The 13126-nt window shown below is 69.1% G+C and carries 13 protein-coding genes; 6 read left to right on the plus strand and 7 right to left on the minus strand.

Features of this window, described 5'->3' with window-relative positions; all coding sequences use genetic code 11:
- Positions 1-44 precede the first annotated feature (44 nt).
- The 7 genes from aroE to mpl form a co-directional block, all read right to left on the minus strand.
- Complete coding sequence (aroE, locus tag BKK80_RS18210; RefSeq protein WP_071015453.1) at positions 45-944, minus strand: shikimate dehydrogenase; 900 nt, start codon at positions 942-944, stop codon at positions 45-47.
- Positions 944-1813, minus strand: coding sequence for an energy transducer TonB (locus BKK80_RS18215; RefSeq protein WP_071070392.1), 870 nt, complete (start codon positions 1811-1813; stop codon positions 944-946). The genes aroE and BKK80_RS18215 overlap by 1 nt, the downstream gene beginning before the upstream one ends.
- A gap of 251 nt (positions 1814-2064) precedes the next feature.
- On the minus strand, positions 2065-4179 hold the full coding sequence (locus tag BKK80_RS18220) for a ribonuclease catalytic domain-containing protein (RefSeq protein ID WP_071070394.1): 2115 nt from the start codon (positions 4177-4179) through the stop codon (positions 2065-2067).
- 197 nt (positions 4180-4376) lie between these two features.
- Positions 4377-5117, minus strand: a complete 741-nt coding sequence (gene fabG, locus BKK80_RS18225; protein ID WP_071070396.1) for a 3-oxoacyl-ACP reductase FabG — start codon at positions 5115-5117, stop codon at positions 4377-4379.
- A 31-nt stretch (positions 5118-5148) separates the two neighbouring features.
- Entirely contained in the window at positions 5149-5754 is a 606-nt protein-coding gene (locus BKK80_RS18230; protein ID WP_071037891.1) for a chorismate--pyruvate lyase family protein, read from the minus strand.
- A complete protein-coding gene (locus tag BKK80_RS18235; protein WP_071070398.1) occupies positions 5751-6356 on the minus strand; it encodes a YqiA/YcfP family alpha/beta fold hydrolase in 606 nt (201 codons plus the stop codon). The genes BKK80_RS18230 and BKK80_RS18235 overlap by 4 nt, the downstream gene beginning before the upstream one ends.
- Positions 6357-6372: 16 nt before the next feature.
- Positions 6373-7839 (minus strand): UDP-N-acetylmuramate:L-alanyl-gamma-D-glutamyl-meso-diaminopimelate ligase, encoded by a 1467-nt coding sequence (mpl, locus tag BKK80_RS18240; protein ID WP_418235866.1) that lies wholly within the window; start codon positions 7837-7839, stop codon positions 6373-6375.
- A 70-nt stretch (positions 7840-7909) separates the two neighbouring features.
- On the opposite strand from mpl, the gene BKK80_RS18245 reads away from it, so the two are divergent.
- From BKK80_RS18245 to prmA, 6 genes are all read left to right on the plus strand, one after another.
- Positions 7910-8617, plus strand: coding sequence for a UDP-N-acetylmuramate--alanine ligase (locus tag BKK80_RS18245; RefSeq protein WP_071015470.1), 708 nt, complete (start codon positions 7910-7912; stop codon positions 8615-8617).
- A 40-nt stretch (positions 8618-8657) separates the two neighbouring features.
- Positions 8658-9200, plus strand: coding sequence for a TlpA family protein disulfide reductase (locus BKK80_RS18250; protein WP_071037887.1), 543 nt, complete (start codon positions 8658-8660; stop codon positions 9198-9200).
- 206 nt (positions 9201-9406) lie between these two features.
- On the plus strand, positions 9407-9892 hold the full coding sequence (aroQ, locus tag BKK80_RS18255) for a type II 3-dehydroquinate dehydratase (protein ID WP_071037886.1): 486 nt from the start codon (positions 9407-9409) through the stop codon (positions 9890-9892).
- Positions 9893-10040: 148 nt separating this feature from the next.
- On the plus strand, positions 10041-10496 hold the full coding sequence (accB, locus tag BKK80_RS18260; RefSeq protein WP_071015478.1) for an acetyl-CoA carboxylase biotin carboxyl carrier protein: 456 nt from the start codon (positions 10041-10043) through the stop codon (positions 10494-10496).
- Positions 10497-10664: 168 nt separating this feature from the next.
- The gene (gene accC / locus BKK80_RS18265; protein WP_071015481.1) at positions 10665-12032 is read left to right on the plus strand and encodes an acetyl-CoA carboxylase biotin carboxylase subunit; all 1368 of its coding nucleotides are present in this window, start codon (positions 10665-10667) and stop codon (positions 12030-12032) included.
- A gap of 191 nt (positions 12033-12223) precedes the next feature.
- Positions 12224-13117 carry a 50S ribosomal protein L11 methyltransferase gene (gene prmA, locus BKK80_RS18270; RefSeq protein WP_071015483.1) on the plus strand — a complete coding sequence of 298 codons (894 nt, stop codon included), beginning with the start codon at positions 12224-12226 and terminating at the stop codon, positions 13115-13117.
- The last annotated feature ends 9 nt before the right edge of the window (positions 13118-13126 follow it).

The following is a 13126-nucleotide window of genomic DNA, read 5'->3' on the forward strand; positions in this document are numbered from 1 at the left end:
CGGCGGGCGGGCGCGGCGCAAGGCCACGGCAGGCTCCGGTCCGCTCAGCGGCCGGCTTCGGCGCGCAGCGCCGCGCGCAGCTCGGCCAGCACCGGCGCGGTGCGCGGGCGCACGCCGCGCCAGTTGTAGAAGGCCTCGGCGGCCTGCTCGACCAGCATGCCCAGGCCGTCGCTGACACGTGCCCCGCAGCGCTCGGCAAAGCGCAGGAAGACCGTGGGTTCGGCGCCGTACATCATGTCGTAGGCCAGCACGCCCTCGCCCAGCATCCACTCGGGCACCGGCGGCACCTCGCCGTGCAGGCTGCTGGACGAGGCGTTGATGACGATCTCGCAACCCTCGTCCTCGGCCAGCGCTTCCAGCGCATCCAGGCCGCCGCCCCACAGCTCGACGCCGTACTGGTCCGCCGCCTCGACGAATTCTTCCAGCATGTCGCTGGCCCGCGCCGCGGTACGGTTGGCCACCACGATGCGCGACGGCCGGCACTCGATCAGCGGCAGCATGGCGCCCATGGCCGCGCCGCCGGCGCCCAGCAGCAGCACGCGCCGGCCTTCGAGCAGCACGTCGAGGTTGTCCTGGATATCGCGCACCAGGCCCACGCCGTCGGTGTTGTCGCCATGCAGCAGGCCGTCTTCCTGCCACATGGTGTTGACCGCGCCGGCGGCTTCGGCGCGCTCCGTCAGGCGGTCGGCCAGGTCGTAGGCCTCGAGCTTGAAGGGCACGGTCACATTGAAGCCGTGGCCGCCCTGGGCGAGAAAATCGCGCACGGTCGCGGCGAAGCCGTCCAGCGGGGCTTCGAGCCGGTCGTAGGCGATCGCCTCGCCGGTCTGCCGGGCAAAGGCGGCATGGATGGCGGGCGAGCGGCTGTGCGCGACGGGGTTGCCGATCACCACATAGCGATCGGGGGTCTGGCCGGATGCGGCCGGATCTTGCGGGGAGCTTGTCATCAGCGTGCCTGCAGCCGGGTTTCCAGCCCGCTGCGCGAAAACTTGAAGGTGGAAATGACTTCCAGGATGTCCTGGCGCGCCTGCATCTGCGGCGTGAAGGCGCCGAACGGCGCGGCGGCGCGCACGATGGCCACGGCCTGGCGGTCCAGCGCCGGATCGCCCGAACTCTTGACCACGTCGACCGCCTCGACATTGTAGCCGTCGCGGTTGTAACCGAGCCGGCCGGCCCGGTTGACGTTGATCACCAGGATCAGCTGCCCGTACAGCGGCTTGCCGTTGCGCTGGGGAAAGTCTGCAGTACCGCGCGCCTCGATCCTGTGGCGCAGCCGGTCATAGTATTGCGCGTAATCGACCTCCTGCGCGCTGGTGGCGGTCAGCTGGAAGCGCTTGGGCCGCTTGGCGTAGTGGTCGAGGTTGCGGCCGATCTCGGCCTCGAGCTTGGCCATCTCGTCCAGCGAGGTGCGCTCGTCCTGGCCGCGCAGGGTATCGTCGGCCGGATTGTCGCCCGGCTTCAGCGGCTGGCTGCGCAGCGCGGGCGCGGGCTGGCGCGACTGCGTCATCAGGCGCCGCTGTTCGTCTTCGAGCTGCGTCACGCGCCGCTGCATCTGCCGCAGCAGGTCGCCGTCGCGCGCCTCGGTCTGCGACGGCAGCGGCGTGGTGGCGCGCTGGGTCTCGTGCTCGCCGCCGCCATCGAGGTTGGCCTGCGCCAGCACGGTGGGCTTGTGCGGCCGCTCGGCCGACTTGGCGTTGACCAGCACCACGTCCAGCGCGGCATCGGCACGCTTGATCTCGAATGCGTCCGGCGCCGCCACGCGCACGGTCAGCAGCAGCGCGTGCGCGGCCAGCGAGATGGCCAGCGCGCGCGTCATCGCGCTGCTGGCGTTCCACCACTGGCGGGGAGCGAGGACGGCTTTCACGATGGCAGGCGAGGCAGCGGTGCGGAAACGAGGCGAAGACGCAGTGGATACGGCGGCAAGGAACAGCCGCGGAAACGGGAGCGAAGACGGGGCAGCGATGCAGGGCGGCCATCCGGTGCCCTGCATGCGGTGGCGCCGACATCACGCGCCATGCGCTTCGATCCGTCCGGCATTGTAAGGGAGTGCCGGACCTTTGCCATGCCTCAGGCGCCGCTGCCGGCGCCGGTGTCGCGCGCGCCCGACGCCTCGCCGGCCGGAGCCCCGTCGGCATCCGCCGACGATTGCGCAGACGGCTCCGCCACCTGCTCTGCCGCCTGTTCTGCTGCGTCCTCGGCCGCGGCTTCGGCAGCCGCCTCGGCCGACACTTCCGAGGCCTCCTCGTCGAGCTCCAGCATCTCGTCGGTCAGGTCGACATCGCCGGCGAAGACCTCCTGCACACGGCACGACACCTCGAGCGACAGTTCGTCGGTGGAAGCGATCTCCAGCATCACCTGAGTACCGCGCGCCGCCTGCATCAACTCGGGTACGCGCGCCACCAGCGGGATGTCGGCGAAGCGGACCGCGCCATCCTTCAGCACCGAAGCCATCATGCGCTGGCGCTTCTCCTGCTCCAGCCAGCGCAGGCACCAGTAGCGCTCCATGGTCGACTGGTGGTCGGCGTAGGCGGCGTAGGTCCCTTCGAAGTCCGCCACGGCGGCCAGCAGGTCGGCATCCTTGGGCTTGAACGGCGCCACCAGCTTGGCGACACCGCCGTGCTGTGCCACCGCGATGATCTGCCACTGGTTGACCAGGTCGACATAGCGGCGCAGCGGCGAGGTGCTCCAGGCGTACTGGGCCACACCCAGGCCCTCGTGCGGCGCCGGATAGGTCTGCATGCGGGTGCGATGCATGCCCCAGGCCTTCTGCGTGCGGTAGATGCCCGGCACGCCGTGGTCGGCCAGCAGCTTGCCCCAGGTGCTGTTGGCCAGGATCATCAACTCGGCCACGATCTTGTCCAGGGGCGAGCCGCGCCGGCGCTGCTCGATGCGCACGCGTTCGCCGCCACCTTCGAGCTGGTCGATATAGAAGCTGTAGTCGGCGCGGTTGTGCACCTCCGGGCGCAGGCCGCTGGCCAGGCGTGCCTTCTGGCGCTCGTCGTACAGGTAGCCGGCGAACTGCCACAGCTTGGCCAGTTCGTCACGGAAGGGATAGTCGCCGGAACCCTCGGCCAGCGCCTGTTCGGTCACCACGTCTTCGAGCAGGTTGTGGCGCAGATTGGCCGCGATCGGCACCAGTTCGGCGCGCGTCTCGCTGCCCAGGATCATCGGCAGGCTCGGATCGACGGTCACGTACAGCGACAGGGCCGGGCACTGCCGGCCTTCCTGCAGCGTGTAGCGCTCGACCACCGCGTCCGGCAGCATGGTGATCTTGTCACCGGGGAAATAGACCGTGGACAGGCGCTGGCGCGCGATCGCGTCGAGCGCGTCGCCCCGGCGGATGCCCAGGCCTGGCGCGGCGATGTGGATGCCCACGCGCAGCTTGCCGTCCGGCAGCGTGACCACCGACAGCGCGTCGTCGATCTCGGTGGTGGTGACGTCGTCGATCGAGAAGGCCTGCACGTCGGCCACCGGCAGGTCGGCCGGCGGCTCGGACACGTCGACGGCGGGAAAGCCGATGCCCTTGGGGAAGCATTCCGCCAGGAACTTGGCCTCGTGCAGCGCACGCGCGCTCTCCACGCCGCCGCATTCCAGCATCAGGCGCATCGGCGTCATGCCCAGCGCGGTGCAGGCGGCGTCCATCGCCTTGTATTCCAGGCTGTTCTTGTCCGGCTTGAACAGCAGGCCCATCACCTTGCCGCGGAAGGCCTCCGGCAACTGGCGCGCCTTCAGCTGCGCCTCGTACTCGGCCTGCACCAGTGCCTGCTGGCGCTTGCGCTCGAGCGCCGCCAGCGCCGCCTTGAGCTGGTCTTCCGGGGCGCGCAGGTAGCGGCCGCGGCCCTTGCGGCGGAAATAGACGGGACTGCCGTGCAGCGCCATGGCCAGCGCGGCCTGCTGCACCGGACCGGCCTCCGCCCCGTAGTACTCGGCCGCCAGCTCGGCGAAGCCGAATTCCTCTTCCGGTGCGCATTCCCACAGGAAATCGAGGTCGGTCTCGGCCACCAGCGCCTCGGTCTGGCGCATCAGTTCGGCGGCCGACGGCTGGGCGAACTGCAGCAGCACATCGCGGGACTTGACCTTGGTGCGCTTGCCGGCAGGCAGCTCCACCTGGTAGGCCTCGCCCTGCTGGCTCAGTACGGTGCCGGCGCGGATCTCGCCGCCTTCTTCGAACAGCAACTGCATGGATACGGGTCTTTCTGAAATGCCGGGCGCTCCGCCGCTGGCGCCGCAACTGGGCGGCACCCGCGAAGCCGGTCCTGCGGGAGGGAATGGGGCCGGTCGGCGCGCCGCCCGGTCAGAGACGCGATGATACCGCACCGGCGCGGGGCGTCGGCCGGGGCAGGATTGCCGCCCCGGGCAAGGCGCGCCCGCAGTGGCGCTCAGAGCGACATGCCGCCGCTGGCCTCGATCGCGGTGCCGTTGATGTAGCTGGCGTCGTCGCTGGCGAGGAAGGCATAGACGCTGGCGATCTCGGCCGGCTGTGCCAGGCGGCGCAGCCAGCACGACTCCTGCATGCCGTCGAGCACCTTCTGCGGCACGGTCTGCAGGATCTCGGTGGCGACGAAGCCCGGGCACACCGCATTGACCCGCACGCCCTTCGGGCCCAGTTCGCGCGCCCAGGTCTTGGTGAAGCCGATTACGCCGAACTTGCTGGCGGCATAGTTGGTCTGGCCGAAGTTGCCATACAGGCCGACCACGCTGGATGCATTGAGAATCACTCCGCGGCCCTGCTCGGCCATGATCGACGCCACCGCCTGCGAGCAGTTGAAGACGCCCTTCAGGTTGACGTCGATGACGGCGTCGAACTGGGCCTCGCTCATCTTGGCCAGGCGCGCATCCTTGGTAATGCCGGCGTTGTTGACGAGGACGTCGATGCGGCTATGCTTGGCCAGCGTGGCGGCGACCATGGCATCGACCTCGTCGCGCCGTGTCACGTCCACCTTGAAGGCGTCCACCGTGGCACCGGTGGCGGCCAGGCTGGCAGCCGCCTCGCGCACACGCGCCTCTTGCACGTCGCACAGGATGACGATGGCGCCCTCGGCGGCAAAGCGCTGCGCCGTGGCAAAACCGATGCCGGCCGCCGCGCCGGTGATGATCGCTACACGTCCCTGCAGTTTCATGGGTGTCTTCTCTTTCTCTTGGCTGGTATGGTCAGGATGGAGGGAGGGGCCGCAGTCTGGTGCCGCGATCCCCGGGAGCCGCTCGCCGCAGCAGGTCCGGCAGGAAGACCTCGGTGACGAGCATGACGCCGCCGCCGCGCCGGAACACGGAGCGGCGCGCGGGCAGCATGGTGCCGGCCGCGAGCGCCGGCAACGCCTGGCGCAGGCGCCGCCACAGCGGATGGTGGGGCAGCAGCCGGGCGAACTGGAAGGGCTCGCGCAGCACGCGCGGATCGGTGAACAGCGCGCCGCCCAACGGACGCTCGCCCAGGCCACGCAGGAAAGGCCAGTCGCGCGGCGCATGGCGGGCCTGCACCACGGTATGTGCGAACACGGCCGGCGCATCGTCGCACACCAGCACCACGTCGCGCTCGAGCACCGGCAGCGGTCGTACCGCGCCCAGCGCCCGCCATTCGTCGGCCAGCGGCAGCGCCATGCGCTGCGCCAGCCGGCGCACGCGGAATTCATGGCTGGCGGCCACCAGGCGCGCGGTCAGCGAGCCACCGCCGCAGACCCAGCGCCGCAGATTGGCGGGAATGGCCTCGTCGGCCGGCAGCACCGTGCTCCAGCCGCAGCGGCGCAGGTGCGGGGTGCTCATGCGCCGGGCCGGACGCCGCCGGGCCCGTAGCCGCAGAACTCCAGCACCTCGTCGAGATAGTCGGCGAACTCGCTGATGCCGTGGTCGCTGCCCTGGATCAGGCGCGTACGCGCACCGGGGAAGGCGGCCAGCATGTCGCGGTAGTCCAGCACTTCGTCGCCGGTGGCGGCCAGCAGCAGGTAGCGCTCGGGCTGGCTGATGGCGTCGACGCGCAGGTCGAGCAGCTCCTGCAGATGGCGGCGCTCGACCAGGACCTCGCCGCCGCCGTGCCACAGCGGCTGCGCGCCCAGGTAGGCCTCCAGGTCGGTCCAAGGATGGACGGCGGGATTGAGCAGCACCGTGCGGCAGCCATGGCGCTCGCCCAACCAGCGCGCATAGAAGCCGCCCAGCGACGAACCGACGATGGTGAGCGGCTGGCCGGGGTCGCCGCCACGCGCTGCGGCGATGGCCGTCTCGGCCTGCGCGATCGCGCGCGCGGGCGAGACGTCGAGTTGCGGGCAGGCGTAGTAGCGCGCCACGCCCCACTCGCGCATGCGCTGCTGGATCAGCTGCGCCTTGAACGATTGCGGCGAGGAACGGAAGCCGTGCAGGTAGAGCAGCATGGCGCCGGCGGCTGGATCAGGCGGCCCGCAGGGCGAGGGCGTCCAGCAGCTTCTGGTGGACACCGCCGAAGCCGCCGTTGCTCATCACCAGCACATGGTCGCCCGGACGGGTGGCGGCGCTGACCGCCGCCACCAGGGCATCGAGATCGTCGAAGGCGCTCGCGCGGGCGCCCAGCGGCGCCAGCGCCCCGGCCAGGTCCCAGCCCAGCGCATCCTTGCCGCCCGGCGCGCCATAGCCGAACACCAGGTCGGCGCCGGCCAGGCTGGCCGGCAGCTGCGCCTTCATCACGCCCAGCTTCATGGTGTTGGAGCGCGGCTCCAGCACGGCCAGGATGCGCGCCTGGCCCACCCGCTTGCGCAGGCCGTCGATGGTGGTCTGGATGGCGGTGGGATGGTGGGCGAAGTCGTCGTAGACGGTCACGCCGGCGGCTTCGCCGCGCACTTCCATGCGCCGCTTGACGTTGGCGAAGCGGGCCAGCGAAGCGATCGCCTGCGCCGGCGGCACCCCCACGTGGCGCGCGGCGGCGATCGCGGCCAGCGCGTTCATGCGGTTGTGCATGCCTTGCAGGGACCACGCCACGCGGCCCTGCACGGACTCGTCGAGCAGCACGTCGAAGGCTTCGCCATGCGCGTGCGCGGCCGCGGCGTCGCGCTCGGTCCAGTTGCCCGTGCCGAAGGTCTCGACCTCGCTCCAGCATCCGCGCTCGAGCACGCGCGCGAGGCTGTCCTCCATGCCGTTGACCACCAGCCGGCCCTGCCCCGGCACGGTGCGCACGAGGTGGTGGAACTGAGTCTCGATCGCGGCCAGATCGGGGAAGATGTCGGCGTGATCGTATTCCAGGTTGTTCAGGATGGCGGTGCGCGGCCGGTAGTGGACGAACTTGCTGCGCTTGTCGAAGAAGGCCGTGTCGTACTCATCGGCCTCGATGACGAAGAAGTCGGAATCGGTCAGGCGCGCCGAGATACCGAAGTTCTGCGGCACGCCGCCGACCAGGAAGCCGGGCTGGTAGCCGGCATCCTCCAGGATCCAGGCCAGCATCGAGGTGGTGGTGGTCTTGCCGTGCGTGCCGGCCACGGCCAGTACCCAGCGCCCGGCCAGCACATGCTCGCCCAACCATTGGGGCCCAGATATATAGGGCAGGTTGCGGTCGAGGATCGCTTCCATCAGCGGATTGCCTCGCGAGACCACGTTGCCGATCACGAACAGGTCCGGCTGGAGGGCGATCTGCGCCGGGTCGAAGCCTTCGATCAGTTCGATGCCCTGGGCCTGCAGTTGCGTGCTCATGGGCGGGTAGACGTTGGCGTCGCAGCCGGTCACGCGGTGGCCGGCCTGCCTGGCCAGCACGGCCAGGCCACCCATGAAGGTGCCGCAGATGCCGAGGATGTGGATATGCATGGAATCCGGTATCGCTTGGGCCGGCGCAGGCGCCGGACGGTCAGCCATTGTACCCGAGCGCCTGCGCGCTTCGCTGCACTGCGGCATCCGGATCGATCCCGATGGACCGCCCCCATGACAGCACGGCCGCCGCGGCCGGCTCCGGTATCATCGAGGCATGCCAAGACGCCTTCCCTCCGACCCCGCCCACCTGCGCGAAGAGATCGCCCAGGCCGCCGCCCGCATGATCGCGGAGGACGGCGCCGACTACGCCACCGCCAAGCGCAAGGCCGTGCGGCAGCTGCTGGGCGACGTACGCGTGGCCGGCGAGTGGCTGCCCGACAACGATATGGTGGAAGAGGAAGTGCGCGCCTACCAGGCGCTCTTCCACAGCGACAGCCAACCGCGCATCCTGGCGCTGCTGCGCCGCCTGGCCGTGCTGGCCATGGCCGAGCTGGCGGGCTTCCGCCCCTACCTGGTCGGGGCCGCCCTCAACGGCACGGCCACCGAGCACTCCGACGTCTACCTGCAGTGCTTCTGCGACAGCCCGAAGGATGTCGCGCTGCACCTGCTCAACGCAGGCGTCGACTTCGAGACCAGCGAGACCCGCCATTTCGCCGGCCGCGGCGAGGTCGAGACTCTCAGCTTCCTGTGGCGCGGCCAGTGGCCGGCGAGCCGCGAGACGCGCGAGCTGTCGGCCGAGGTGCGCGCGGAGCTCGGCACGCCGGTCGGCATCCATATAGCACTGTATGATGCGGACGATGAGCGCGGCGCCGTGCGCGCCGATGCCAGCGGCCGGATCGCCCGGGCCGACCTGAACGCCGTGCGCGCCCTGCTGGCCACGGCTGCCGACTCCGGCCAGGCCGCCACGGCGCCCCGGGATTGACGCGCCCGCCGCGGGCGCTCCAACCACCTAGCTGCAAGACATGACCCTGACCCCCGCCCCGCGGCGCTCGCGCCTGTGGATCTGGCTGCCGGCCATCCTGCTGGCCACGGTGGCCGGCATCCTGGCCGGCCGCCATGTGTTTTCTCCCAAGCCGGCCGCCGACCATGCCGTGGAAACCTTCTTCCAGGCCAAGCTGCCGGATCCGAACGGCGCCAGCCTCGACCTGGCGGCGCTGCGCGGCAAGACCCTGGTGGTCAACTTCTGGGCGCCCTGGTGCGGACCGTGCGTGGAGGAAATGCCCGAACTGACCGCCCTGCACCGCGAATACGCTGGCAAGCCGGTCGAATTCGTCGGCATCGGCATCGATTCGCCCAGCAATATCCAGCAGTTCCTGAAGAAGGTGCCGGTCGACTATCCGCTGGCCGTGGCCGGCTTCACCGGCACCGAACTGGTGCGCAACTTCGGCAATAGCGCCGGCGGCCTCCCTTATACGGTGATCATCTCGCCCGATGGTGCCGTGCAGTTCCGCAAGCTGGGCCGGGTGACGGCCGACGAGTTGCGGGCCGCCCTGCCCAAGACATGAGCGAATCTCGCACAATTGCACCGATTTTTATCGAAACCGGGCCGATCTTTTCGCAATTTTCACAAAGATGCCAAAAAGCGTCGCATTCAGCACCATTCGATAGGGGACAACCCTCGGAATTACCCGAGGCCTTGTATCGCGCGCTAGACAAATCCCTCTAAGCTACGGTAACCTCCGCGCAATTTCGTTGAAATGGTCGAGCTGCCGTGACCGCTACCCGCTCCAACCGACGCTCAGCTGGCTACCGCAAGGTCCTGGTCCTGCACGGACCGAACCTGAACCTGCTGGGAACCCGGGAACCGGAGACCTACGGGCACACGACCCTGGCCGATATCGACGCCGCGCTGGCACAGCGTGCCACGCAGGGTGGCCTGGCGCTGAGCAGCTTCCAGTCGAACCACGAAGGCGCGCTGGTCGACCGCATCCATGCGGCGCGCGGCGAGGGCGTAGACTTCATCATCATCAACCCGGCTGCCTACACGCATACCAGCGTAGCGATCCGGGATGCGCTGGCCGGTGTCGCCATTCCCTTCGTGGAGGTGCACCTGTCCAATGTGCATCGCCGTGAAAGCTTCCGCCATCACTCCTATTTCTCCGACCTGGCGGTCGGCGTGATCTGCGGACTTGGCTGGCAAGGCTACCTGCTGGCGCTGGACTACGCGCTATGGCAGGAAGCGCCCCCGGGAACCTGAACACCCGCTGTTCGCAGCAATAGACGAAAGATGGCGCCCCGAGCGCCTGGTGCCGCCGTGCGCGGCGAGGTCGGAAACGGCCGCAAACAATTTTTTCCGTCGCCGCCATGCCTGGCGGCGGCCGGACAACCGATTGGAGGAAAAGAAGATGGACCTGCGCAAGCTGAAGACGCTGATCGACCTGGTGGCCGAATCCGGCATCTCCGAACTGGAAGTGACCGAAGGCGAAGGCAAGGTACGCATCGTCAAGGCCCCGCCGCAAATCGTGGCCGCGCCGCAAATCCTGCCCCAGATGCAGGCGATCGCCGCCGCACCGGTGGCCCCCGCCGTGGCAGCCCCGGTCGAGCCGGGCGCTCCCCAGTTGCCGGCCGGCCACATCATCACCTCGCCGATGGTGGGTACCTTCTATCGCGCGCCGTCGCCCGGCGCCGCACCCTTCATCAATGTCGGCGACACGGTCAAGGAAGGCCAGACCGTCTGCATCATCGAAGCGATGAAGCTGCTCAACGAAATCGAGGCCGACAAGGCCGGCGTCATCAAGGAAGTCCTGGTCGAGAACGGCCAGGCGGTCGAGTACGGCCAGCCCCTGTTCGTCATCGGCTGATCCTGGCCGGCATGTCCGGGCATCCGCTCCGCGCGCATTGCCCGGCCCCGCAAACGGGGCTCCGACACGCGGTCGTGCCGAGCCGGCAGCGGGCCCCTGCCAGGGCCGCCGGCCTGGCGGTCCGCCGTGCCATGCGGCTTCGCCGCCCAGTTCTCGCAGAGAGATACCATGTTTGAAAAAATCCTGATCGCGAACCGCGGCGAAATCGCCCTTCGCATCCAGCGCGCCTGCCGCGAACTCGGCATCAAGACCGTCGTGGTCTACTCCGAAGCCGACAAGGAGGCCAAGTACGTCAAGCTGGCCGACGAAGCCGTCTGTATCGGCCCTGCGCCGTCGCCGCAGTCCTACCTGAACATGCCGGCCATCATCTCGGCCGCCGAGGTCACCGACGCCCAGGCCATCCACCCCGGCTACGGCTTCCTGTCGGAGAACGCCGACTTCGCCGAGCGCGTGGAGAAATCCGGCTTCGTCTTCATCGGCCCGACCGCCGACAGCATCCGCCTGATGGGCGACAAGGTCTCGGCCAAGCAGGCCATGATCAAGTCCGGCGTGCCCTGCGTGCCGGGCTCCGAAGGCGCACTGCCCGATGATCCGAAGGAAGTCATGGCCACCGCCCGCCGCGTCGGCTATCCGGTGATCATCAAGGCCGCCGGCGGCGGCGGCGGCCGCGGCATGCGCGTCGTGCACACCGAGGCCGCGCTGATCAATGCCGTCAACATGACGCGTGAGGAAGCCGGCCGGGCCTTCGGCAATCCCGAGGTCTACATGGAGAAGTTCCTGGAGAACCCGCGCCACGTGGAGATCCAGATCCTCGCAGACCAGCACCGGCAGGCCATCTGGCTGGGCGAGCGTGACTGCTCGATGCAGCGCCGCCACCAGAAGGTGATCGAGGAAGCGCCCGCGCCTCACATTCCGCGCCGCCTGATCGAGCGCATCGGCGACCGCTGCGCCGAAGCCTGCAAGAAGATCGGCTACCGCGGCGCCGGTACCTTCGAGTTCCTGTACGAGAACAACGAGTTCTACTTCATCGAGATGAACACGCGCGTGCAGGTCGAGCACCCGGTCACCGAGATGATCACCGGCATCGACATCGTGCAGGAGCAGATCCGCATCGCCTTCGGCGAGAAGCTGCGCTTCCGCCAGAAGGACGTGCAACTGCGCGGCCACGCGATCGAGTGCCGCGTCAATGCCGAGGACCCGTTCAAGTTCACGCCTTCGCCGGGCCGCATCACCGCCTGGCACATGCCGGGCGGCCCCGGTGTGCGCGTCGACTCGCACGCCTACGACGGCTACTTCGTGCCGCCCAACTACGACTCGATGATCGGCAAGATCATCACCTACGGCGCCACCCGCGAGCAGGCCATCGCCCGCATGCGTATCGCGCTGTCGGAAATGGTGGTGGATGGCATCCTGACCAACGTGCCGCTGCATCGCGAACTGATGCTCGACGCCAACTTCGTCGAGGGCGGCACCAGCATCCACTACCTGGAGCACCGCCTGCAGCAGAAGGAAGTCGCCAAGGGCGACAAGTCCTGACATGCTGGCGCACTGACGCGCAGACGTCCCGATGTCCTGAAGCGTCAGCTGGCCGGGCCGGTCGTTTCCCCGGCCCTCCCTCCCGCCGCCATGTCATACTGGCGGCTACGGCCGGCCCGGCAGTGCCCGGGCCGCCATCCGACACAGGCGCCACGCCGCGCGCCGCTCACCGGTTTGAAGAAGGATCATCCGTGGCATTCCAGGAATGTGTGATCGAGATCGCCGAAGAACAGGCGGAAGCCTGGTCCGACGCGCTGTTCGATCTGGGTGCGCTGTCGGTCTCGGTAGAAGATGCCGATGCCGACACGCCCGACGAGCAACCGCTGTTCGGCGAGCCGGGGCTGGAGCCCACGCGCCTGGCCTGGAACCGCTCGCGCGTGGTCGCGCTGTTCGACGACGGCGCGGATCCCGCCCTGGTCGTGGCAGCGGCCGCCAATGCGCTTGGCGTCACGCCCGTCCCCTCCTACCTGCTGCGCAGCGTCGAGGACCAGGACTGGGTGCGCCTGACGCAATCGCAGTTCGAGCCGATCCGCATCGGCGAGCGCATCTGGGTGGTACCGTCCTGGCATGACGCCCCGGAACCCGATGCCGTGGTGCTGGAGCTGGATCCCGGCCTGGCCTTCGGCACCGGCAGCCATCCGACCACGCGCCTGTGCATGCAGTGGCTGGAGCAGAATCTGCGGCCGGGCGAGACCGTGCTCGACTACGGCTGCGGCTCCGGCATCCTGGCCATCGTCGCCAAGAAGCTGGGCGCAGGCAACACCCTCGGCATCGACATCGACCCCAATGCGGTCGAGGCCTCGCGCTACAACGCCGAGCGCAACCGTGTCGAAGCCACCTTCGCGCTGCCGGAAACCGTCTCCGAAGCCACCCACGACCTGGTGGTGGCCAATATCCTTTCCAACCCGCTCAAGCTGATGGCAGCCATGCTCAGCGCGCGCGTGCGCCCTGGCGGCCGCCTGGTGCTGTCGGGCGTGCTCGAACGGCAGGCCGACGAGGTCGCGGCAGCCTATGCGCGCTGGATCGCGCTGAGCGTCTGGCGCAGCGAGGAAGGCTGGGTCTGTCTGCACGGTACCCGCACCTGACATCCCGAC

Origin of the sequence: Cupriavidus malaysiensis, from assembly GCF_001854325.1 — a bacterium.
In the GTDB taxonomy this organism is placed as follows: Bacteria; Pseudomonadota; Gammaproteobacteria; order Burkholderiales; family Burkholderiaceae; genus Cupriavidus; species Cupriavidus malaysiensis.

Bases quoted from the DNA above. Each gene is read 5' to 3' on its own strand.
- aroE (WP_071015453.1), bottom strand. From the start codon at position 944: ATGACAAGCTCCCCGCAAGATCCGGCCGCATCCGGCCAGACCCCCGAT.
- BKK80_RS18215 (WP_071070392.1), bottom strand. From the start codon at position 1,813: ATGACGCGCGCGCTGGCCATCTCGCTGGCCGCGCACGCGCTGCTGCTG.
- BKK80_RS18220 (WP_071070394.1), bottom strand. From the start codon at position 4,179: ATGCAGTTGCTGTTCGAAGAAGGCGGCGAGATCCGCGCCGGCACCGTA.
- fabG (WP_071070396.1), bottom strand. From the start codon at position 5,117: ATGAAACTGCAGGGACGTGTAGCGATCATCACCGGCGCGGCGGCCGGC.
- BKK80_RS18230 (WP_071037891.1), bottom strand. From the start codon at position 5,754: ATGAGCACCCCGCACCTGCGCCGCTGCGGCTGGAGCACGGTGCTGCCG.
- BKK80_RS18235 (WP_071070398.1), bottom strand. From the start codon at position 6,356: ATGCTGCTCTACCTGCACGGCTTCCGTTCCTCGCCGCAATCGTTCAAG.
- mpl (WP_418235866.1), bottom strand. From the start codon at position 7,839: ATGCCGCAGTGCAGCGAAGCGCGCAGGCGCTCGGGTACAATGGCTGAC.
- BKK80_RS18245 (WP_071015470.1), top strand. From the start codon at position 7,910: ATGCCAAGACGCCTTCCCTCCGACCCCGCCCACCTGCGCGAAGAGATC.
- BKK80_RS18250 (WP_071037887.1), top strand. From the start codon at position 8,658: ATGACCCTGACCCCCGCCCCGCGGCGCTCGCGCCTGTGGATCTGGCTG.
- accB (WP_071015478.1), top strand. From the start codon at position 10,041: ATGGACCTGCGCAAGCTGAAGACGCTGATCGACCTGGTGGCCGAATCC.
- accC (WP_071015481.1), top strand. From the start codon at position 10,665: ATGTTTGAAAAAATCCTGATCGCGAACCGCGGCGAAATCGCCCTTCGC.